Raw genomic sequence first — 23,614 nt, 5'->3', positions numbered from 1 at the left:
GCTTATCGCTTTCCCGGCGGGAAGCGGCCGAACACCGCCATCTGGTCCTGCATCGCCTCGAACACGGCGCGCGACTGGTCCAGGTAGCTCGTCATCAGGTTCGGGAACACCGGCGGCTTGCCGCCGACGAACTGCTGCTGCATCTCGACGAAGGCCTTCAGGTTCTGCTCGAGCATCGCGCCCATCGGCCCCTGCATCGCGCTGCCGTAGAAGCGGATGATCTGCGCCAGCATCTCGGTGCTGAACATCGGCACGCCGCCCGACTCTTCCTCGAGGATGATCTGCAGCAGGATGCTGCGCGTCAGGTCGTCGCCGGTCTTGGCGTCGCGCACCTCGAACTGCTCGCCGCCCATCACCATGCGCTTGACGTCGGCCAGCGTGATGTAGCTGCTGCTGCGCGTGTCGTAGAGGCGCCGGTTGGGGTACTTCTTCAGCGTCCTCGGTCCGGGCTGGGCGTTCGGGTCTGCGGCCTGGGCACGGCGGGACGTGGGCATGCGGCAAGGCTCCTGTCGGTGGGTCGAGAACCCATTCTAGAAGCGCGAGCAGGCCGGGCTGCGCCGGTTCACCCTTCGGCCGGCGGCGGCACGAAGAGCCAGGCCAGGAAGGCGTCGACGGCCTCGGTGGGCTCGCCGCCCTGCCCCAGGCGCTCGTTGAGCTCGGCGTGGGTCAGCGCCAGCGGCACGGCACACGCACGCCCGCCGCGTTCCACCAGCCGGGCGGCGAAACGTTCGGACTGGCGCACCGAATCCTCGCGCAGCGACGAGCACAGCAGCAGCACCGGCGGCGGCGGCACGCCCAGCGTCGCGGCGCGGTGCCAAGGCGAAGCCGCCTCCCAGCCGGCCGGCGTGTCGCCGAAGGCACGGTCGTGCAGCGGCAGGTGCGCGCCCTGCATGACCTCGACGACGTCCAGCGCCGCGCTGTCGACCAGCACCGCGGCGGCCGGCGGCTTGCAGCCGGCGTCGGCGGCCAGCGCCGTGTCGGCCAGCACCAGCGCCGCGAGGTGGGCGCCGGTCGAGTGGCCGAGCACGACGATGCGCCCGGCGTCGCCGCCCCAGCCGGCGCATTCACGCTGCACGAAGGCCAGTGCCCGGGCGACGTCGGCCGCCTGCTCGCGCGGCTCGGCCCAGGGCAGGCGGCGGTAGTTGATCGCGACGACGATCCAGCCCTGCGGCCCCCAGTGCGCCAGCTTGTGGCCGACGACCTGCGGCTGCTGCTTGTCGCCGGCGATCCAGGCACCGCCGTGCACGACGACCAGCACCGGCGCGCGCTGCACCTTGGCCGGGCGGTAGACGTCCAGCCGCTGCGCCGGCCAGCGGCCGTAGGCCAGGTCGGCGTCGACCACGGTGCCCGGCGGCAGCGGTGGCGCCGGCTCGCTGCTGTCGCGCCGCCTCAGCCAGCCGCCGGTGTCGGGGCTCACCGCTTCAGCGCCTCGTGGGCGGCGAAGTGGATCTCGCAGCCGCCACGCGGGTTGGGCAGGTAGCGGTCGCCACCCAGCGGCATGATCTTCGGCCCGAAGGGGTTGGCGGTGCCGCAGAACAGCCCGTACGGCGAGGACACCAGCGTGCGCAGGCCCATGTTGTACGGGTTGTCGAAGCCGTTGTTCGTCACCGGCACCCAGTTCTCGCCGTCGAAGCTGCGGTACAGGTCGAAGCCCGAGTGGTGGTCGAGGATGGCTTGCGCGCCGACGTGGTTGATGACGTTGGTGAAGGCCTCCGGCCAGCGGCTGCGGTTGGCGTAGCCGACCAGCGTGCTCCACTCGAAGGTGCCGAGGTAGAGCCAGCCGTCGTGCTCCACCATGCGCCAGAAGTAGCCGTTGAAGAAGTTGTTGAAGCCGGGCATGTAGCCCGACAGCGGGATCTTGCGGCCGTCGGGCGTGTCGCGTTCGTCGCCGATCAGCAGGTCCCAGGAGCCGTCGGGCCAGATGCGCACCAGCTCCGGCGGCGCCGGGCCGACCTTGTTGGCGGTGTCGATGCCACCGCCCTGGATGCCGCTGCCGATGTAGAGCGCACCCTTGAACGGCAGCATCGACAAGGTGCACTGGTTGAGCTTGCCGCGCCCGGCGCCGCGTTCGATGACCTTCTCCCAGACGTAGGGCTTGTCGCCTTCGCAGGGGCTGCGCCAGACCTGGTAGCCCTCGAGGTTGAAGGTGCCGACGTAGAGATGGTCGCCGAAGCCGCACATCTCGAAGATCGTCTTGTTGCCCGGGTCGCCGAAACCGAAGTCGCTGACCGGCTCCCAGCCGCCGTGCGAGGGGTCGGCGCTCTCGTAGACGACCGAGTGCGCGGAGATGTTCGGGTTGCCGCCGCGCGAGCCGGCCGGCGTCGTGAACAGCCGCCCCTTGAACTCGGTGACGGTGCGGATCGTCGTCACCGGCAGGCCGTTGAGTCCGGGCTCGCAGGTCGGCTCGAAGCGGCGGCCGTCCTCGGAGCGCAGCAGGTGCGGCCCCGGCCCGCGCGCCGGCGACCAGGTGCTGACGAACAGCGCCGGCGGCTCGACGCCGCGGCCCGAGTAGACGAGCATGCCGCGCAGTCCCAGCTCGCGCGGGATCGGCTTGCCGTGGCTGCCGATGATCGTCGGCGACTTGAACACCCGCTCCCACTCGTCGGCGAGCGGGTCGTAGCGCCAGATCTCGGCGTGCATGTCGAGCTCGAACGGGTTCTCCGGGCACTCGACCGGCCAGACGTCCATCGCGATCGGCAGCCGCGACTTCATGAACGGGAAGTTGCCGCGTGTCGTGCCGACGTAGAGATGGCCGTTGAACCAGGCCATCGAGTGCGCGTAGGCGTTGTTGCCGTCGCCGAAACCGCCGCGGGCGACACAGCGGAAGTCACGCCGGTTGAGCCCGGGCCAGATCCCGAGCCGGTTGGCTGCAGCCATCAGAGCGTCACCGCCATCTCGGAGATGTAGCGGGCCAGCGCCTCGTGCGCCTCGTCGGGCGTCGCATACGGGCCGACATGGCCGCGCTCGCGGGTGCTGAAATGCCAGGCGCCGTCGATCTTGAAGACGCGGTCGCTGCGGAAGTGGCGGCGCTGCTCCTCGCCCGAGCGCACGACCGGGCGGCGCGCGTAGTCGCCGCGCCAGAAACGTTCGCACTCGTGCATCACGTCGGCGGCCCGCGACACCGGGAAGAAGTGGCCGGCGTCACGCACGCGGCGGAACTCGCCGTGCGGCCAGACCTCGAGCAGTTCGCCGCCGGTCAGCCGGGCCTGCGAATGGTCGCCGTAGAGCGCGAGGATCGGGAACAGCAGCCGGCGCAGCGACTCCAGCGTCAGCCCGTCGTCGCCCATCAGCTGGGTGCCGGCGGCGGTCTCGTCCATCAGCTTGACCCACTGCGCCGCCGTGCGCTGGCCCTGGCGGCCGAGCATCGGGCCGACGAGCGCGAGCAGGTCCTCGCCGACCGGCTCGTGGCGCAGCTGCAGGTGCGCGACCTCGGTCAGCAGGCGGTGGCCGAAGTACGGGTCGTGCGTGTCGAGCGCCAGGCCGTGGCGGTCGAGCACCGATTGCACGTGGGCGCGCCGGCTCCATTCACGCGGCACGGCGTGGCGGCGCACGGCAGAGATGTGGGTGTCGCACAGCACCAGGCTGGCAAAACGCGCCGGGTCGCTGCAGGCGGCGTTGAGCGCGACGACACCGCCGAAGCTGTGCGCCACGAGGTGCGCGCGGGCGATGCCCAGCGCGTCCATCAGGCCGAGCAGGTCCTGGCCCAGCGCCTGCGGCGTGTAGCCGTCGGGCGTCATCTCCGAGCGGCCGTGGCCACGCAGGTCGAACAGCGTGACACGAAAGCGTTTGGCGAAGGACTGCGCGTACGGCAGATACCAGAACGCCATGTTCGCGGCCAGGCCGTGCACCATCACCAGGTGCTCGCGTGCGGCGCCGTGGGCGTGCTGCGGCTCGTCGACCTGGAGAACGTTCAGGCGCGCGCCGCGGACCAGCGCGTGCGGCATGCGTCTACTCCATGTAGCCCAGCAGTTGCAGCTGGGCCATGATCTGCGCCTTCTCGTCGTCGGCCATCGCGTCGCCGTCGGCGCGACGGGCGCCGGTGGTCGGCGCGCCGATGACCACCGGCTGCGCCGCCTTGTGCTCGGCGGTGAACATCGATTCGGGCACCTGGCCCTCGAAGTCGCTGGGCACCGGCAGCCCCAGGCTGTAGAGCAGCGTGGCGCCGACGTCCATGATGCGGCGCCGGCCGATCTGCTTGCCCTCGGCGATGCCGGGGCCGCAGGCGATGAAGACGCCGTCCGGGTGGTGGGTGCCGGCGGGCTCGGGCCGCTTCTCGACGACCGGCAGCTTGTTCTTGATCGACACGAAGCCGAAGTCGCGCAACACGAGCTGCAGGTCGGGCGCGTCGCCCATCGCCGAGCCGGGGAACACGTCCTCGCGCTTGTGGATCTCGGCGACGATGCGCTCGCCGGTCTCGGGGTCGCGGAAGTCTTCCAGGTCGCGGATCAGGCGCTCGCGCGTCGTTTCGTACTCGGCCAGCGGGATGCCCGGCTGGCCGGGCTCGCGGGCGACGCGGATGTTGATGCCGTTGCTCGACGGCGTGCGGCAGTAGGCCACCGTCTTGCTCCAGTCGAGGTAGGCGAACATGCTGTCCTCGCGGCGGCGGCCCTCCTCGGTGTCGGGCACCGGCTTCCACGCCAGCCAACCCTTCTCGCCGAGGTAGGTGTTGATGCGCACGACCTCGGTCGTCGCGGTGAAGCCGTGGTCCGAGGCCATGAAGACCTGCACCTCGGGGCCGGCGGCGGTGACCAGCGCCTCGATGAAGCTGTCGAGCTGGCGGAAGTAGTCCAGGCACAGCGAGCGCATGCGCCGGTGGTACTCGCCGTCCTCCGGGCTCTGCAGCGCCGGGTCGAGGTACTGCCAGGCCTGGTGCTGCAGCTTGTCGACGCCGTCGAACATCACCGCCATCAGGTCCGGCGCTTCCTCGCGCATCAGGTATTCGGCGATGCGGAACCACTGCTTCTCGCGCGGCAGGTGGTAGCGCACCCAGTTCTCGCGGTCGTGGTCCGACAGGCTTTCCATCGCCTGCTTTTCCTGCTCGAAGTCCCAGGCCAGCTCCTGCGCGCTGAACTCGGGGATCGCCTTCAGGCGGTCGTACAGGTCGGACGGCGTCGTGTTGCGGCGCAGGTGGCGCCAGGGCACGAAACCCGGGACCATGAAACCGTTCAGGTCCTTCGGCGGCGGCGCGGTGAACGGGAAGTTCAGCGCCGCGACCTTCCTGCCCTGGCGGCTGGCGATGGCCCAGATCGTCTCGACGCGGCAGTCGCGCGAGTCGTAGAGCGTGAAGAACACGTCCTCCCCGCGCTCCTCGGCGCGGATGAAGTCGAAGACGCCGTGGTGGCCGGGGCTGCGCCCGGTCATCAGCGACACCCAGGCCGGCGGTGTCAGCGGGTTCGGCGTGGAGCGCAGCTTGGCGCGTGTGCCGCGTTTGAACAGGCTGCCGAGGAAGGGCATCACCGGCACGCCGTCGGCGGCCGAGGTGAGCGAGTCGAGGACGGTGAAGGTCGCCCCGTCCATGCCGATGAAAAGCGTCTTGACGGTCACGTCGCGGTTCCCCCGGCAGCAGCCACACGGGTTTCGATGAAAGCCGCGATCTGGCTCACCGACAAATCGCCGACATAACTGCCATCACGCATCAGGAGATTCTGGAAACCGAGTTTCCGGGAATAGGCCTCTTCGAGCGCGACGCAGAGCTGGATGATGTCGACGGAGGCGAACTCGAGATTCGCCACAAGCTGCGTCGAGGGGCCGACGCCCCCGTCGAGCTCGAGCCCCCAGTCCTGGATCAGATCCTCGATGACGGCGATCACGGTCGCCTCGGCGGTCGCCTTCAAGAGACTGCTCATGTTCTACCCGGAAACTCTTTCGTGATATTCGGCGAGTGCCACCACCGAATTCCCAACGCGCACAAGCAAAACCGGGACCATGCTATCACCGGCCTGCACCCGCGCGCGGCTCGCGCCCCCCGATTCGAATGTCACGGCAAACGCCTCGGGCGCGCCCTGCAGGCCCGTCCCGAGCAGTTTCGCCGCCGCCTCCTTGGCGCACCAGACGCGCAGCAGAGCGTCGTCGCGCGTGGCCGCCGGCTGCGCCGCCAGCCAGACGCGTTCGGCCGGCGTGAACGCGGCTTCGAGCAGGTCCGGGCGCTGCACGCGGCCGATCTCCTCGGCGTCGACGCCGACCGGCGCACCATCGTCGCGCAGCGCTGCGACATTCCAGCGCGCACCGTGCGTCAGCGACACCGCGGGCGCTGGCGCCAGGCTCTGCGTCCACCAGCCGTCGACAAGCGGCGCGCCGTGTTCGTCATGGCCGACGACGACGTCCGACGGATAGACGAGCTGGCCGGTGCGTTCATGCAGCCAGTGGCGCACCAGCTCCTTCAGCGCCAGCCGGCCGTGCAGCCACTGGCGGCGCTGGCGCAGGTTGTCGGGCAGCGCGCGCCAGGCTTCGCGTTCCTCCCAGGCCAGCGTGGCGTGCGCCAGCATTCGCAGGAAGATCGCGTTCGACTGGGCGCAGAAGGCCTCGGGCAGGCTCTCCAGCTGCCACAGCCGCGCCCCGCCCACCGGCGCCAGCGGCTCGCCGAGCCAGCCGCCCAGCGGGTCGCGGCGCAGCTGGTAGAAACGGTGCGGCACGGGGAAGAAGACGTTGACCAGGCCGTCGACGCGCACCAGCGGCCGGCCGTCGGCGCCGTGGGCCTCGAACTGCCAGCGCCGGGCGGCGGCGATGTCGGCCGCCTGCGCCGGGTCCAGCGCCTGCTGGCGGCCGCGCAGCACGAGGCCGGCCTCGGCCGCCGGCTGCGGCGCCAGCAGCTCGATGCGCTCGATCGTCGACGGGAAGCAGTTGAAGTCGGTGCCGACGTGCTCGGCCACCCAGCAGGCGGCGAGCTGGCCCATCGCGTCCATCAGCACCGGGTTCAGCACCATCGACGGCGTGGTCCCGCCGTCGAAGAAGCCGGCCAGACTGCAGTCGCTCAGTTCGCAGTCGATGCCGCTCTCGTCCCAGCCGCGCACGTGCGCCAGGCTCTGGAAGATCGGCCCGTGGAACATGCCGACGTCGTAGATCGCCTGGCCGTCCCAGCGTGCGGCGCGCGGCGCGGCCAGCGCCGGCAGCGGTGCCAGGCGCGGCGTGTCGGCGAGCCGGAACAGCGCCGTCACGGCCGGCGCGCCACGCTGCGACAGCGTCGCGCGCCACAGCCCGGTCTCGCCGGCCTCCGGCTCGGCGACGACGTCCAGCGTCAGCGCCTCGTCGTCGAGCGCAATCCAGTCGAAAGCCCTCACCTGCTCGATGCTGGCGAAGGCCGCCGTGCCGGCCAGCGCCGCGGCGGCCTCGGCCAGGATCTCCAGGCTGGCCATCAGCGGCACGCAGGCCAGGCCGACGAGTTCGGGGTCGGTGTCCGAACCGCGCCCGGACAGCACGTGGTCGCGCAGGAAGGCGTCGCGGTGCACCGCGAGGTGGCAGCGCGCCACCAGGCGCTCGGGCGAGGCCTCGACCAGTTCGTCGAGGAACGGCGCCCAGGCCAGCGGGTCCTCGGCCGCCGGCGCCGGCTCGGCCGCGCCCGGTTGCCAGGCTTCGAGCAGCGACTGCTGCTGCGCCAGGAAGGCGCGCATCGTCGCGAAGTAGTCGGCCATCACCGCGGCGCGTGCCGCGGCCTCGCCGTCGTCGGCCGGCTCGGCCGCCGGTTCGGCGGTCACGGCGGCCACCGGTTCGGCAGGCACCGCGACCGGCACCTCGACGACCGGCACCCCGGCGGCACCGATGCGCTGCAGCAGCGCGCGGTCGGCGTCGCTCAGGCGCAGCACCGGCATCGTGTTGTCGAGCATCGGCCGCTCGCGCGGCACCGGCGCCGGCGCCGTCAGGTCGACGACGGCGACGCGGCGGCGCGCGTACAGCGCCTGCAGCGACATCGTCCTGCCGTGCACCCAGAGCTGGGCCAGCGTCGCCAGCAGCTGCTCCAGGCCGTGCTTGCGGCGCTGGTTGGAGGCCAGCGCCAGATGCGGCTGATCGGCCAGGATGTCGTCGACGAAGGCCGTCAGGTTGCCCGAGGGGCCGACCTCGACGAAGGCGCGCACGCCGTCGGCGACCATGGCCTGCACCGTCTCGCGGAAGCGCACGGTCTGCGACCACTGCGCCCCGGCCAGCTTGCGCACCGCCGCCGGCGACGCCGGGAACAGCCCGGCCGACGCGCAGGAATACAGCGGCACGCGCGGCGCGCCCAGCTTGATCGCCTTGTAGTGCTCGGCGAAGGCCGCGCTCATCGCGCCGAAGGACGGCGTGTGATAACCGCGGTCGAACGGCAGCGGCATGCAGATCGCGCCGATCGTGGTGAGCCGCGCCTGCACGGTATCGATCGCCTCGCGCGTGCCGTAGAGCACGAGCTGGTTGGCGCAGTTGTCCATCGCGACGTCGATCGCCAGCCCGGTGGCGGCCACCGTCTCGTGCACCATCGCCGCGGGCAGCGCGCCGACGGCCAGCAGCGCGCCGGTCGGGATCCTGCCTTCGGCCAGCACCTGGGCGTAGACGGCGTTCAGGTCGCGGATGAAGTCGGCCAGACGGGCGCGGTCCTCGGTGGGCAGCGCGCCGCTGGCGGCCAGCGCCGACGACTCGCCCGAACTGTGGCCCAGCATCACGTCGGGCTCGACGCCCAGCGCACGCAGCAGCGAGTACATCGCCTGGCCGCCGATCATCACCGCCTCGCTGCCGACGTCCATGTCGTGCAGCCGCGCCTCGAGCTGCTTGCGGCGCTCGGGCGTCAGCTCGGTGGCCGGCGGGTAGACGATGTCGGTGCGCGTGTCGCCCGGCACCGCGTCGTACAGGCCGCGCCAGAAGTCCAGCCAGTCGCGCACCTCGTCGAAGCACTGCGCCAGGTCGGCGAACATGCCGAGGTACTGCGAGCCTTCGCCGGGGAACAGGAAGGCCAGCTTGCCGTCCAGCGCGCGCGGCGAATAGAAGACGCCGCCGCGTGTCGCGAAAGCCTTGTCACCGGCGCTGCGCAGCTTGGGCAGCGCCTGCGCCAGGCCCTTGGCCAGCGCCTCGCGGCTCTTGGCGACGATCGCCAGGCGGGCCTCGCCGCCGCGGTCGGCGGCGGCCAGCGCGGCGGCGATCTCGGCCAGCGTCCAGCGCGCCTCACGCGCCAGCGCCGCGCTCAGCGTCTCGACGGCCGTGGCCAGCGCCGCGGCGTCGGGCGCCGACAGCACGCACAGCTCGAACGGCCAGCGCGCCAGCAGCGGCGGGCGCGCGGCGGCAGCCGGCGCCTGCTCGACGATGGCGTGGGTGTTGATGCCGCCGAAGCCGAAGCTGTCGACACCGGCACGGCGCGGCTGGCCCGCCGGCACGATCCACGGCATCGCCTCGGTGTTGACGAACAGCGGCGTGCGCTCCAGGCCCAGATCGGGGTTGACCTGCTCGCACAGCGTCGGCGGCAGCACGCGGTGGTGCAGCGCCAGCGCGGTCTTGATCAGCCCGGCGACACCGGCGGCCGGGATGCAGTGGCTGATCATCGACTTGACCGAGCCGATGGCGATGCTGCCGCCGGCGCCGCGGCGCGGGCCGAAGACGTTGGTCAGCGCCGCGATCTCGGTCTTGTCGCCCAGCGGGATGCCGGTGCCGTGGGCCTCGATCAGGCCGACGGTCGCCGGGTCGACGCCGCTGTGTTCGTAGGCGCGGCGGATGGCCAGCGTCTCGCCGTCGACGCTGGGCGCCAGGAGACCGGTGCCGCGGCCGTCGCTGGCCTGGCCGATGCCACGCAGCACGGCGTAGATGCGGTCGCCGTCGGCCAGCGCGTCGGACAGGCGCTTGAGCACGACCATGCCCAGGCCTTCGCCGAGCAGCGTGCCGTCGCTGCCGGCCTCGAAGGGGCGCACCCGGCCGCGTGCGCTCAGGGCGCCGAGCTGCGTGAAGATCGTCGAGACGTCGGCCGGCAACGAGGCGTTGACGCCGCCGGCGATCATCATGCGGCTGCGGCCAGCGCGCAGTTCGTCGACCGCGGCGCTCACCGCCAGCAGCGACGACGAGCAGGCGGCATCGACGAGGTAGTTCGGGCCCTTCAGGTTGAGCCGGTTGGCGATGCGCCCGGTCATCACGTTGGGCACCAGACCCGGCGCGGTGTCGGCGCAGTGCGGCGGCAGCTTGGCCAGCAGCACGCGGCGCAGCTCGGCCTCGCCGGCGGCGTCCATTCCGGGCAGCGCGGCCTTCAGCAGCGCCATCGTCTGGTCGAGCACGATGTTGTGCTGGATGACGGTGACCTGGCCGCGGTGCAGATAGGTGCTGTGGCCGAGGATGATGCCGGTGTCGCGGTGCTCGGCGTCGTGGCCGAGATAGCCGGCGTCGGCGAGTGCGTCGCGCGCCACGCGCAGCGCGAGGTACTGGTCGGGTTCGCCGCCGTCCATCGAGTTCGGCATGATCCCGAACTCGCGCGGGTCGAAGCGGTACAGGTCCTTCAACCAGCCGCCGCGCGGCGTCTTGATGCGGCCGTCGGCCAGGTAGCGCTCGGCGTCCCAGTTCTCGACCGGGTCGCCGACCGCGTCGACGCCGTCGAGGATGTTGTTCCAGAAGGCCTGCAGGTCCGGCGCGTCCGGGAAGATGCAGGCCATGCCGATCAGCGCGATCGGCTCGGGCGCGGTGTTGGGCGGGTTTCGGCTCATTTGACACCCTTCGGCCTGTCGGCCGTTCCCGCCAAGCGGGAATGAGCCCCGGACAAGTCCTGCGGGCTCATGCGTCGATCGCCGTGCGCGCGCTGCCGCCCAGGCGGTTCAGCGCGGCGCTGGCGATGCTCTCCAGTTCCTCGATCAGCATCACCGGCTCGCCACGTTCGTCGCTGAACACCACGTTGGCGCGGATCAGCGTCGGGTCGTCGGTCGGGATGCGCTCGTACTCCATGCGCAGCCGCTCGGGGAAACGTTCGGCGTAGCGCACGACGCGGCCGAACTTCGCCGGCAGCGCCGACTCGTCGCGGAAGGCGCGCGCCCAGAGCCAGGCCATCTGCGCCGCGGCGTCCAGCAGCGCCGGGTCGAAGACCCAGCCCGGCGCGTCGGCCGGCATGCCGCGCAGCCAGCTCGACGGGTGCGTGGAGCGCACCGCCGTGCCGGCGCCCTGCTGCGACAGGCCGTCGAAACGTTCGATGACCTGGAAGCGCGGGCCGTGGAACAGCCACTCGCCGTAGGCACGGTCGACGGTCAGGCTCTTCTCGCGGTGCGCGCGCGGCACGACACGTTCGCCGGCCGGCAGCTGCTGCTCCAACCGCACCACGCCCTTGTAGTGGGTGATGAAGCGGCCGGCGGCCAGCTCGCTCTGCAGCGCCGCGACGACCTCGAAGCCTTCGCTGCTGCCATAAGGCGGCGGGCTGACCAGCACACGCAGCGCACGCGCCGGCTCCTTCAGCTCGACGCCCTTCATCAGCCGGAACTCGCGCAGCTCGACGACCTTCCAGCCCGGCCACAGCGTGGCCGCGGCCTCGGCGGTGATCTCCAGCGCGGCGGCCGCCGGCAGCACCGGCGTCGCGTCGATGACGTGTTCCTGCAGGTAGAGGTGGCGAGCGACGTCCAGGCGCAGCGCGACGACCTGCTCGCCGCGGCCGGCGTCGAGCACACGCGCGGCGCCCAGCAGCGCGCCGAGCTCGGGGCCTTCGGGCTCGGGCGCCCGTTCGCGCCAGGCGCCGATCTCGGCTTCGTGGCGCTCCCAGGGGCCGGCGCCGCAGACCACCTCGACCGGGCCGCCGGCCGGGCGCGAGATCTCGTCGGCGAAGAGCTTGCGCCCCACCGCCGCGCTGACCAGCGTCACGCCCTTGGCGGCGAACTTGGCTTCGGTCTCGGCGGTCACCATGCCGGCGCCGAACTTGGTCGGCCCCCACGGGCCCCAGCACAGCGCGCTGACGGCGACACGGCCGTCCCAGCGCCCGCGCAGGTGCTCGCAGAGGCGGTTCATCAGCTCGTTGGCGGTGGCGTAGTCACCCTGCCCGCTGTTGCCGTAGCGCCCGGCGACCGAGCTGAAGACGGTGAGGAACTTCAGGCTCTCCGGGCGCAGCCACTTCTGCAGCAGCAGCAGGCCGACGACCTTGGTGTCGACGACGCGGCGCCAGCTCGCCGTGCTCTTGTCGGCGATCAGCTTGTCCTCGATGACGCCGGCGCCGTGCACGACGCCGTCCAGGCGGCCGTGGCGGGCGTAGACGCCGTCGAGCAGCGCCCGCATCGAGCCCTCGTCGGTGACGTCGACCGCGTGGTACTCGACGGCGGCGCCGCTGGCGCGGAAGTCGGCGATGTTGGCGCGCATCTCGCGCAGGCCCAGCAGGGCCTGCACATGGCGGTTGATCTCGCCCGGCTTCATCGCCAGCACGCCGCGGCGCACCTCGGCGATGAAGTGGGCACGCAGCGCCGCGGCGTCGGCCAGCGCCGCCAGTTCGGCGGGTTCGGCCTCGGGCAGCGTGCTGCGGCCGGTCAGCACCAGCGTGTTGCCGGGCCGCGCCAGCTCGCGCAGCACCTCGGCGGTGATGCCGCGTGCACCGCCGGTGGCGAGCACGACGACGCCGGCCAGCGCGACACGCGGTGCGTCGGGCGCCAGCTCGGCGACGACGCTGCGGAACACGGTGCGCTGGCCGCCGGGGTAACCGACTTCCTGGCGGCCGCCGTCGAGCGCCAGCTCGTCGAACAGCGCCTGGGCGTGGGCCAGCGCGGTCTGCGTCGGGTCGAGGTCGACGGCCTTGACGCGCAAGCCGGGCCGCTCCTCGCGCAGCGACTTCAAGAGGCCAGTCGCACCGCCGGACAGCGGCAGCGCCTCGGGTGCCCGGCCGCGGCCGAACAGGCCGCCCAGCGCGCTGGCGGCCAGCACGTGGGCCTCGGGAATGAAGGCCGCGCCCAGTTCGCGCAGCAGCACGAACAGCGCCTGGTCGCCGGCGGCCAGCGCCGCGCGCCATTCGTCGGGGCCGGCGTCGGCGCCGGGCAAAGGCGCGTCGACCGGGCTCAGGAACACCAGGCCGGCGATCGGCGCGACGCGGTGCGTGCTGCACCAGGCGACCAGCGCCGCCTCGTCGCCCAGCAGCGCCGGATCCAGGCGCTCGACCGTGGCACCACGTTCGACCAGCCGCGTGGCCAGGCCGTCGGCGAGCGTGCCGCGGTCGGGCACGATCAGGTAGCGCCCGGCGGCGAGACGGCGCGCGGCCGTCCCGGGCAGGGCTTCGGGTGTCGGTTCGATCAGATGCCGAGACGGGGCATGGTCGGCGACGACGGCGCCGGCCACCGGGGTGCCCGCCTCGGCACGTTCAAAAGGGACGGCCGCCCCTTCCTTGGCCGAGCCGATCAGGTCGAGCATGCCGTTGAGCGTCGGCTGCGTGTTCAGCTTGCTGCGGCTGTCGACCAGCGCGGCGCGCCAGCCTTCGGGCAGCGCCTGCAGCATCGCGCCGACGACCTCGATGCGCTTGATGCTGTCGATGCCGAGGTCGGACTCGAGGTTCTGGTCCAGGCCGACCATGTCCTTCGGGTAGCCGGTCTTCTCCTCGACGATCGTGAGCAGCATCTCGGCGAGCTTGTCGCGCGACAGCGCGGCGGCCGGGGCCGCTGCAGCCACCGGCGCGGCCGCGACCGGCGCCGGCTGCACCGGCGCCGGGGCGGCGACGGGCGCAGCGGGCACCACCGGCGCCACCGGGGCGGCAGCGACGACCGGCGCGGGCGCCACGACGGGCGCCACCGGAACGACCGGCGCCACCGGCGCGGCGGGCACCGCGTCGGCGGCCCGCGGCAGCACCATTGGCGCCACCGGGCGGGCGCGCAGCGCACGCGCCGGCGCCGCCGGCTGGCCGAGGAAGGCGGCCATCACACGTTCCTGCGACTCCAGGAACTGGCGCATCGTGTCGAAGTACTCGGCCATCACCGCGGCGTCGGCCGTGGCGGGCAGTGGTCGTCGTTCATCCATCGTTCGGGCCCTCCGGGAAAACTGGGACGTGATCGGGGTGGCGGTGCGCACCGGGGCGGCCGCGGGCAGCGTGGGGGCGACGGCGGCGACCGGCGCCGCGGGATTGACCGCCGGTGCGACGGCGGGCGGCGCGGCGAGCGCGGCCTGGGCCTGCTCCAGCGTCACGCCGACCGGCTTGACCGGATCGGCGAGGCGGCGCACGCCGGCGCCGTTGATGACCCAGGCGGTGCGCGCCGGCGTCTCGCGGCGGTCCAGCGAGGCCAGGCGCTGCGGGTCGCCGACGCGGCAGTCGCGGCCAGCGAACAGCGGCTCGACGTCCAGCTCCACGCCGGCCACCAGCAACTGGCCGATGCCGGCCAGCACGCCGCCCAGGCCGCTGCCGTCGTCCAGCGCGACAGCCACGTGCGGCTGGTCCTGCAGGATGCGGCCGACCAGGCGCGACAGCACCGCCTTCGGGCCCACCTCGACGAACAGGCGCGCGCCGTCGTCGTGCATCTGGCGCACCTGGGCGACGAACTCGACCGGTTTGACGAGATGCTCGGCCATCAGCTGGCGGCTGCGCGCCGGCTCGGCCGGGTGCGGCCGCGCGGTGGCGTTGGCGTAGACGGGGATCGCCGCCGGCTGCCAGGGCGTGGCGTCGATCAGCGCCGCCAGCGGGCCTTGCGCCGGCTTGACGAGCACCGAGTGGAAGGCCGCGGCCACCGGGATGGCTTGCGCCTCGATGCCGGCGGCGGCGCACTTGGCGATGGCCGCCTCGACGCCGGCACGCGTGCCCGAGACGATGCTCTGCAGCGGTGCGTTGTGGTTGGCGACGATGACGTCGGGCAGGTCGGCGATCAGCTGCTCGACGACACCACGTTCGGCTGGCACCGCGGCCATCGTGCCGAGTTCGGCACCGGCGTCCTGGGCGGCGTCGACGATGAAGCGGCCGCGTGCGGCCGACAGCGTCATCAGCGCGCCGAAGTCGATCGCGCCGGCGGCGTGCTGGGCGACGAACTCGCCGTAGCTGTGGCCGGCGGCCATGTCGGCCTGCAAGCCCAGCGCCTGCAGCAGCCGCCAGAGGCCGACCTCGACGGCGCCGAGCGCCGGCTGGGCGACGTCGGTGCTGGTCAGCGCGCGGCGCGCGGCGTCCTGGGCAGCGTCGTCGTAGGCGGCACGCGGGAACAGGAACTCGCCCAGCGTCTTGCCGAAACGCTGCGTGAACGGCGCGCGCAGCGCGGTCTCGGCCTCGGACAGCGCGTCGGCCACCGGCGGCAGGTACAGCGCCGCTTCGCGGCCCATGCCGGTGTACTGCGAGCCCTGGCCCGGGAACAGCACCGCGACCTTGCCGCCGATCGGCGCACCGGCGCGGTGGAACACCCCCGGCGGCGCGGCCTTGGCCTCGCCGCGCAGGAAGGCGGCCGCGGCACCCAGCTTGGTGGCCAGTTCGGCGGGGCTGCGCGCGACCAGCGCCAGGCGCTCGGCGGCGCCGGCCTGCCACTGGCGCGCCAGGCTGGCGGCCAGGTCGCGCAGTTCCACCGGCGTCGCCGCCAGCTCGGCGTGCAGCGCCGTCAGGCGCGAGACCAGCGCCTCGCGGCTGTCGGCCGCGAACAGCAGCAGCTCGGCCGGCCAGCGCCGCGCCGTCGCGCTGCGCAGCCAGGGCCGGTATTCGCGCTGGTACTCCTCCATCACGACGTGGAAGTTGGTGCCGCCGAAGCCGAAGGCGCTGCAGGCGGCACGCCGCGGCTGCTCGGACGGCAGCCAGGGCAGCGCGTCGGCGATGACGTGCAGCGGCGCGTCGGCGCGCTTGAGCGTCGGGTTCGGGTTCGTCACGCCCAGGTGCGGCGGCAGCACCTTGTGGTGCAGCGCCAGCGCGGCCTTGACCAGGCCGGCGACGCCGGCGGTGGCCTTGGTGTGGCCGATCATCGTCTTCACCGAGCCGACGACGGCGCCGTGCGGGCGAGCGCCCTCCTCCAGCATCAGCCGCGTCGTGCTTTCCAGCTCGGCGGTGTCGCCGGCGACGGTGCCGGTGCCGTGGGCCTCGAACAGGCCGACGGTCGACGGGCCGAAGCCGGCCATCTGGTAGGCGCGGCGCATCGCACGCAGCTGGCCAGCCGGCAGCGGCGCGGTCAGGCCCTTGGCGTTGCCGTCGCTGGAGCCGCCGACACCCTTGATGACGGCGTAGATGCGGTCGCCGTCGCGCTCGGCGTCGGCCAGACGCTTCAGCGCCACCATCGCGATGCCTTCGCTGATGACGATGCCGTCGCCCGAGGCGTCGAAGGTGTTGCAGCGGCCGCGCGGCGACAGCGCCTGCGTCTTGCTGAAGCACAGGTAGCCGAACGGGCCCTGCACGGTGTCGACGCCGCCGGCGATGACGATGTCGCTGCGCCCGGCGGCCAGCTCGGTGACGCCCTGGTAGACCGCGGCCAGCGACGAGGCGCAGGCGGCGTCGGTCGTGAAGTTGACGCCGCCGAAGTTCAGCCGGTTGGCGATGCGCCCGGCGATGACGTTCAGCAGGATGCCGGCGAAGGAATCCTCGGTCCACTCGGGAAGGCGCCCGGCGACGTCGGCCGGCAGCTGGCCCGAGAAACGCGGCAGCTCCGAACGCAGCCCGTACTGCGAGCCGACGTCGCCGGTGCCGCCGCTGGCGCCGACGATCACCGAGGCGCGTTCGCGATCGAAAGGCTTGCGGTCGTAGCCGGCGTCGGCCAGCGTGCGGCGCGCGACTTCCAGCGCCATCAGCTGCATCGGGTCGACGGCCTCGATCGACTTCGGCGGCATGCCGTAGCGTGTCGGGTCGAAGACCAGGTCGTCGATGAAGCCGCCCCACTTCGAGTAGATCTTGTCCGGCGCGTGGCGGTCGCTGTCGTAGTACAGGCGCCAGTCCCAGCGGTGCGGCGGGATCTCGGTGATCGCGTCGACCTTGGCGAGGATGTTGTCCCAGTAGGCGGCCAGCGAATCGGCCTTGGGCAGCAGCGTGGCCAGGCCGACGATGGCGATGTCGACCGGGCCGGTGGCGGCCACCGGCGCGGCCTGGCGGGCGTCGGCCGCGGCGGCCAGCAGCGCGGCGGCGCCGGCCGTGACTTCGTCGTGCAGCGAGGCGACGGTCGTGACGCCGTCGCGCAGCGTCGCCACCTGGCCGAGCATGTACATGCCGTCGGCGTACTGCTGGCTCTCGTCCAGCGTCGTCAGCTTGCCTTCCTCGCCGATGCGCGTCGTGCCCTTGGAGGCGATGCGCAGCCGGCCCATGATCAGGTCGTCGAGCACACGCCGGCTCTCTTCGCCGGCCACCTTCTGCTCGCGCAGCTCGGCGCGCGTTTTGAAGAACTCCTGCGCGAACGGCGTGTAGCCGCAGCGGCTGGCGTGACCCGGGCCGGACTCGAGGCTGACGGTGTGGCGGCAGGCGATGACTTCCTGCTGGAACTTGGCCACCACCGCGCCCGAGGCGACGATCTCCTCGGTGAACAGGTAGGCGCTGCCCATCAGCACGCCGACCTTGACGCCGCGCGCGACCAGCGGCGCGGCCAGCACCTGCACGAAGGCCGACGAGGCGGCGTCGTGGATGCCGCCGGCGAACAGCAGCTGCAGCTCGGCCGGGGCGACGCGGCGCGCGTCGATCTCGTCGGCGATTCGGTCGACCATCGTCGACCAGAGCACGAAGCTGGACAGCGGGCCGATGTGGCCGCCGCACTCGCGGCCCTCGAAGATGAAGCGCCGCGCGCCTTCCTGGACGAACAGCGGGATCAGGTTGGCCGACGGCACGTGCAGAAAGGTCGGCACGCCCGAGGCTTCGAGCTTGACGGCCTGGTCGGGCCGGCCGCCGGCGATCAGCGCGTAGGCCGGCTTGTAGGGCGTCGCCAGCGCGAGCTGCTCGTCGAGCAGGGCCTGCGGCGCGAAGCCCAGCAGGCCGATGCCCCAGGGCTTGTCGCCCAGCAGCTGCCGGGTGCGCGCGAGCAGCTTGTCCAGCGGCGCGCCCTTGAGCAGCGCGAAGGCGACCATCGGCAGGCCGCCGCCGTCGGCCACCGCCTGGGCGAAGTCGGCGACGTCGGAGACGCGCGTCATCGGCCCTTGCACGATCGGGAAACGCAGCCCCAGCGCCTGCGCCAGCGGCGCGCCTTCGGCGACCGGCGGCTGGGCGGCGACCTGGCCGAGCTGGGTCGCGACCGCGCTGTCGAAGGCCTTCAGCACCGCGGCCAGATGGCCGTAGCGCTTGCGCCAGTCGGCGGCGAAGCAGACGTCGTGGCCCACCGGCAGCAGGCCGGCGCGCGGGTCGTCCCAGTTCACGCGGCCGGCGACCTTGGCGCGCAGCACAGCGAAGCCGCAGCCGTCGCCCTCGGTGATCAGCGCCTTGGCCACGGCGTGGCCCGGGCGGCTCAGGATGCGGAAGTACTCGCCGTGTTCGCCGTCGCCGACGGCCACGGTCTCGTTGCCCGACAGGCCGGCGATGACGGCCTGGCCGGCTTCGCCCAGGCGCGCCTCGTCGAGCAGCAGGACCTGCGCATCGAGCGCGCCGCCGGCGACGCCGAGCGCGGCGCAGCCCGCGGCCACGGCCGGCGTCAGGCCGCCGCGCACGTGCAGCGGCAGCGCCGTGCGGCCGCGCCACTTCTGCAAGAGGATGAAGCTGGCGTCCTCGCCGACGAAGCCGCCGGCCTCGTTGCCCTTGAGCAGCAGCGCGTCGACGTCGCCGTCCAGCGCCTCGGCCGGCCAGTCCGGCGTCGTCAGCTCGGCCATCACGCGCAGGCCGGCGGCGCGCAGCGCGGCCAGCGTCTCGCGTGCGGCCGGCACCGCGGCGGCGTCGATCAGCAGCCAGGCCAGGCCCGCGGCACGCGCGGCGAGCAGGCGCTCGGCGTCGCCGTCGGCCAGCGCCGGCAGCTTCAGCGCGTGGCCGCCGTCGGTGGCCGCGGCCGCGGCGGCCAGCGCCGGCACCCAGTGCGCCGCATCGGCGTCGAGCTCGTGGTTGACGACACCGACGGCGCCGGCGCGGCAGGCGGCGATCGCCAGCGACACGTCCCGGTGTCCGGCCGGCGTGAGGACGAAGGTCTGGAATGCGCTCATGTCAGGGGCGGGACAGGCCCCGGCCGGCAGCGGCCAGGGTGGCACCGGGCATCGGGCGATGCATCACCGGCGAGGACACCACGCGTCGCACGCGTGGGTGCGGTCGAGGGCAAGGGAAGCGGCTGTGGCGACAAGCATCTCGATGCCGCGGGGCGGCCCACCGCGTCTTTCCATGCACCAGGTTCGGCACCAAGTTATCACGGGCATCCGGCATTTCAGCCACGCGGGCATCGCGCCTCACCCACCCGAGGGGGCTGGCGGCCAGGCCGCAGCCGACGGACGCAACAGCGGGGATGGCGGGGTGCAGGCACACGCGGGGCGCCGGTGCAATTTCGATGCCGCCGCGCCCCCCGGGTCCGGGGGCGGGCGGCCGTCGACGGCACCGCGGGCCGGCGCTTCAGAGCCCCGGATCGGCGAACCACACGCCGTCGGAGCAGTCGGGCCGGCGGCAGGGTTTGTAGCGCCCGCCGTCGGACAGGTCGGGCACCAGCCGGTTGAAGTAGATGCGCGGCCCGGCGTCGGTGATGAACACCTCGGGATCGGTGCGCGTGCGCAGCGGCTCGCTCGGCGTGATGCGCTTGAAGACCGGCGCCGCGGCGTCGATGTTGGACACCCAGACCTCGGAGCGGAACTTGTTCGGCCGCACCGTCTGCGACATGAAGATGTAGGACTTGCCGTTCCAGGTGAAGGGCTCGGGCGAGTAGATCTTGTTGCCGCGCGGCGCCGCCTGGCGGAAGACGGCGGTCCAGACGCCGCCGAGCTGGCGGTACACGCGCAGCTCGGTCTGGTCGACGAGCGTGAAGAACACCAGCTCGTCGCCGTACTCGGGCGCACACCACATCCAGACCTCGTACTTCTGGCCCGCGTCGAAGGTCAGCTGCTGCGAGGTGTTGCGGTCGAAGTCGCGGTAGAAGACCTGGTCGACGCCGTCGACGGTGACCGGGTAGACGATGCCGCGCGCGCCGGCGACGTCGGGCCGCGAGCACGCGACATGGCGCACCGGGTAGTGGGAGTCGGGGAAGTCCTCGATGCGGCGTTCGGACCCCGGCACGAAGAGCTCGGCCCAGTAGTGGACCTCGCGGTTGTCGACGTAGCTGATGCGCGGGGCCGGGTCGCCGGCGACGCTGCTGCCGTACGGTGCCTTGCGCACCGCGCCGGACAGGATGCTGCTCGTCCAGACGCCGCTGCCGTCGTCCCAGGCCAGGCCGATGCGCGAGTTGCCGTCGGTGTGGCGGCCGGCGTACTTGGTGTGCACCAGCACGTCGCCGCGGGCCGTGGGCACCCATTCGGGGCCGTTCTTGGTCTTCTGCGCGTCCTGGAAGGTCATCGAGTCGGGGTCGACGACGACGCCGCGGCCGTCGGCCGGCACGAAGCGGCCGCTGGCGCGGTCGACGTCGGCGACCCACAGGTTGCCGAGCGTGTCGTTCCAGGCGATCTGGGCGCGCGACTGGCTGAACTCGTAGTCGATCAGCTCGGCCTCGGGCGAGGCCTGGGCCTCGTTGGGCACCCAGCCCTGCGCCAGCGCGGGCGCCGCCAGCGCGGCCACGCAGAACGAGGCCAGCGGCCACCGGCAGGCGCGCGAGGCGCGGGTCAGGAGGGAATGCAGCATGGAACCTCGTGTCGGATCAGGAACCCGGGCCCGGCAGGCAGGCTCCGGCCGCCGAACCTTACCCAGCGCCCGCGGCAGCGGCAACGGCGGCCGCGGCTGCGGCACACGAACACGGGGTGGGTGCGGCGGCCGCGCACGGCCCCCGCGAACCGAGGGGCAGGACCGCGCCGGACCTCCCCCGTCGGGTTGATAGCATGCGCCGAACCGACGGAGCCGCCATGAACGTCCCCCGCCTTTCCCATCGTCCGGGCCTGCTGGCCGGGGTCGCGGCGCTGGTCGCGGCCGCCTGCTCGACCGGCTTCGAGGCCCGGGCGCAGACCGTGCTGCCGGAGGTGCAGGTCACCACCGCGGCGATCCCCGACTACGAGTTCGACAGCGGCCGCAACGGCCGCTTCTGCGCCAGCTGCAACGGCGGCGCGGGCAACGCGCTGTTCGCGTTCACCGCCGCCGACGGCCGGCTCTGGGTGGGCAGCGTCGACTTCCAGACCGGCGCGTTCTATCCGCCCGACGGCCGCGGCGTGCTCGTCGACACCGAGACGGCGCCGGTCGCCGACTTCGGCAACGGCCCCGAGTGGATGTCCGGCAGCGCCGGCTCGAGCATCGTCTACACGCGCTACGTCAGCGGCTCGACCCACGGCCCGTCGACGGCGCAGATCGCCGTGGCCTCGATGGTCAACGGCGCCTGGTCGCCGACGGTGCTGCCCGGCTCGGCCGGCCGCGCCACGCCCGACGGCTCCAAGGACACGAACGACGCCGACCCGCGCGTCAACTACATCGCCGCCGACAAGGACGCGCTGTACTGGCGCCGGTCCTCGGCCCTCGGTGACGAGGTGGCGATGCCGATCTCGGACCTCACCGGCGGCAACTCGCGCCGCTGGGTGCCGGGCACGCGCAAGATCATCTTCCAGGGCCACAACGCCGCCGACCCGCGCCTCGTCGACCAGGTCTACACCTACGACACCGACAGCGGCGCCGTCGAGCAGCTCACCTTCGACGCGGTCGGCAAGTACGGCGCCTTCATGTGGAAGGCGCCCGAGTACAACAACGAGCACGTGTTCTTCACGATGGCGGACTACCGCCGCAAGATCCTCGTCTACCGCAAGATCGCCGGCACCGACGGCGTCAAGCGCTGGACGGTGATCAAGACCATCACGCCGCCGGCCAAGCTGCCGTTCTTCTGGTCGCCCGAGGTCTTCACGCACAACGGCCGCTCGTACATCTTCACGGTCGTCAGCCCGTCCAACAAGTTCTGGGACAAGAGCTACCCGACGCACCTGGCGATCAGCGGCATCGACCCGCTGAAGCAGAACTTCAGGATGCTGACCAACGACACGAGCAAGCCGCGGCTGCGGCTGGACCCGGAGTACTTCATCACGGCCAAGGGGCCGTTCATCTACTACAACCGCATGGTGCCGGCCACGACGCAGTACCCGGACGGCGTCAACGACGGCGTCTGGTACGTCGACACCGGGCTCGGCGCGCCGCTGTCGAAGTAGCCGCAGCCCCGCTCAGGCCAGGCGGAAGCCGCCGACCAGCGTCGTCAGCCGGTGGGCCTGCTCGCGCAGGCTGGCGGCGGCGGCGGTGGACTGCTCGACCAGCGCCGCGTTCTGCTGCGTCGACTGCTCGATCTGCACGACCGCGACGTTGACCCCGCCGATGCTCTCGCTCTGCGCGGCGGTCGTCGCGCTGATGCCGTCGACGACCTCGCCGACTCGCTGCACCGCAGCGACGATCTCCTCCATCGAACGGCCGGCGTCGCCGGCGCGGCGCGTGCCCGCCTCGACCTCGGTGACCGACTGGTCGATCAGCCGCTTGATCTCGCGTGCGGCCTCCGCCGAGCGCTGCGCCAGCAGGCGGACCTCGCCGGCGACGACGGCGAAGCCCCGGCCCTGGTCGCCGGCACGTGCCGCCTCGACGGCGGCGTTGAGCGCCAGGATGTTGGTCTGGAAGGCGATGCCGTCGATCGTGGCGATGATCTCGGAGACACGGCGGCTGCTGCGCTCGATCTCGGCCATCGAGCGCACGAGGTCGGTGACGACGCCGCCGCCGCTGCGCGCGACGTCGCCGGCCGAGTGCGCGAGGCGCTCGGCGTCACGCGCCGACTCGGCGGTGCGGCGCACCGTCTCGGTGAGCGACTGCATCGTGCTGGCCGTGGCCTCCAGGCTGGACGCGGTGCGCTCGGTGCGCGCGCTGAGATCGGCGTTGCCGGCGGCGACCTCGTGGCTGGCGACCTCGATCGACTCGGCCACCTCGTGCACCTGACCGACCAGCGTGCGCAGCGCCTGCTGCATGTTGGCGATCTCCTCGCTCAGCAGAACGGTCTCGGCCTGGCCGGCACCCCGTTCCAGCGGCTGCGCCAGGTCGCCCCCGGCGATGCGCCGAGCCGCGGCCTGCAGCGTGGCCAGCGGCCGCGTGATGCCGCGCGTCAAGGTCCAGCCCATGGCCACCGCGGCGACGATGGCGAGGATCGAGACGACGATCGTGGTGCCGCGCAGTTCCTCCATTGCGGTCCTGGCCTGAACCGAGATCTCGCGCTGGCGCTGCTGCTGGAAGGCCAGCACCTGCGCCGAAACGTCGATGTAGTCGGCCGTGACCTGCTCGAAACGTGCCCCCTCCTCGGCCCGGCGGGCCGTGTCGTCGGCGGCCGCCAGCAGCGCCTTGCGCTGGTCGAGGTAACGCTGGCGCGCGACCGCGAGCGCCTCGATGCCGGCCCGGCCGCCGTCGCTGGTCTCGAGCTCGGCGTAGCGTTTCTGGATCTGGGTCGTGCGCTCGGTGACGGCCTTCATGCGCTCGCCGAAGGCGCGCTCCAAGCCGGCGTCACGCGCCAGGCCGATGGCCAGCGCGCGCTGCGAGTTGACCTGGATGTTCTGGTGCCACTCGTGCGCCAGCGCCAGACGCTCGGCCTGGGCACCGACGAGCTCGTCGTTGGCGCGCTCGGCGCGGGCGATCAGGGCCAGCACGGCCGCCAGCACGATCAGCATCAGCGCGACGACGATGCCGAAGCCGAGGGCCATGCGAGCCCCGATGCGAAGACGCAAGACAAAAGACATGCCGGCCCCAAAAGCGCACAAG

Annotated in this window: 11 protein-coding genes; 1 reads left to right on the top strand and 10 read right to left on the bottom strand. The window is 72.7% G+C overall.

The features are described 5' to 3' along the window. Positions 1-2: 2 nt before the first annotated feature. The 9 genes from phaR to G5B56_RS02185 all read right to left on the bottom strand — a co-directional run bounded on the left by phaR (position 3) and on the right by G5B56_RS02185 (position 20,542). Positions 3-494 (bottom strand): polyhydroxyalkanoate synthesis repressor PhaR, encoded by a 492-nt coding sequence (gene phaR / locus G5B56_RS02225; protein WP_164962179.1) that lies wholly within the window; start codon positions 492-494, stop codon positions 3-5. Between the two features lie 68 nt (positions 495-562). After that, complete coding sequence (locus G5B56_RS02220; protein ID WP_164962178.1) at positions 563-1,417, bottom strand: alpha/beta hydrolase; 855 nt, start codon at positions 1,415-1,417, stop codon at positions 563-565. Further along, positions 1,414-2,877 (bottom strand): hypothetical protein, encoded by a 1,464-nt coding sequence (locus G5B56_RS02215; RefSeq protein ID WP_164962177.1) that lies wholly within the window; start codon positions 2,875-2,877, stop codon positions 1,414-1,416. The genes G5B56_RS02220 and G5B56_RS02215 overlap by 4 nt, the downstream gene beginning before the upstream one ends. Then, positions 2,877-3,944, bottom strand: a complete 1,068-nt coding sequence (locus tag G5B56_RS02210) for an alpha/beta fold hydrolase (protein ID WP_164962176.1) — start codon at positions 3,942-3,944, stop codon at positions 2,877-2,879. Before G5B56_RS02210 ends, G5B56_RS02215 begins: the two co-directional genes overlap by 1 nt. Positions 3,945-3,948: 4 nt before the next feature. Further along, positions 3,949-5,544 (bottom strand): alkaline phosphatase family protein, encoded by a 1,596-nt coding sequence (locus tag G5B56_RS02205; protein WP_206023469.1) that lies wholly within the window; start codon positions 5,542-5,544, stop codon positions 3,949-3,951. Further along, entirely contained in the window at positions 5,541-5,834 is a 294-nt protein-coding gene (locus G5B56_RS02200; RefSeq protein ID WP_230247893.1) for an acyl carrier protein, read from the bottom strand. The genes G5B56_RS02205 and G5B56_RS02200 overlap by 4 nt, the downstream gene beginning before the upstream one ends. A gap of 15 nt (positions 5,835-5,849) precedes the next feature. Beyond that, on the bottom strand, positions 5,850-10,640 hold the full coding sequence (locus G5B56_RS02195) for a type I polyketide synthase (protein ID WP_164962175.1): 4,791 nt from the start codon (positions 10,638-10,640) through the stop codon (positions 5,850-5,852). 67 nt (positions 10,641-10,707) lie between these two features. After that, positions 10,708-18,933, bottom strand: a complete 8,226-nt coding sequence (locus tag G5B56_RS02190) for a type I polyketide synthase (protein ID WP_164962174.1) — start codon at positions 18,931-18,933, stop codon at positions 10,708-10,710. Between the two features lie 397 nt (positions 18,934-19,330). Beyond that, positions 19,331-20,542, bottom strand: a complete 1,212-nt coding sequence (locus G5B56_RS02185; RefSeq protein ID WP_164962173.1) for a hypothetical protein — start codon at positions 20,540-20,542, stop codon at positions 19,331-19,333. A 218-nt stretch (positions 20,543-20,760) separates the two neighbouring features. Between G5B56_RS02185 and G5B56_RS02180 the strand changes: the two genes are divergently transcribed. Next, complete coding sequence (locus G5B56_RS02180; protein ID WP_164962172.1) at positions 20,761-22,038, top strand: hypothetical protein; 1,278 nt, start codon at positions 20,761-20,763, stop codon at positions 22,036-22,038. A gap of 12 nt (positions 22,039-22,050) precedes the next feature. Here the strand turns inward: G5B56_RS02180 and G5B56_RS02175 are convergent, their stop codons facing one another. Further along, positions 22,051-23,556: a methyl-accepting chemotaxis protein gene (locus G5B56_RS02175; RefSeq protein ID WP_164962171.1), complete on the bottom strand. Its 1,506-nt coding sequence runs from the start codon at positions 23,554-23,556 to the stop codon at positions 22,051-22,053. Positions 23,557-23,614: the final 58 nt, after the last annotated feature.

Source organism: Rubrivivax sp. JA1026, assembly GCF_011065555.1.
GTDB lineage: Bacteria > Pseudomonadota > Gammaproteobacteria > Burkholderiales > Burkholderiaceae_C > Rubrivivax > Rubrivivax benzoatilyticus.
The sequence above is the reverse complement of the archived record's forward strand: the minus strand, read 5'-3'. Positions and strand labels throughout refer to the sequence as shown.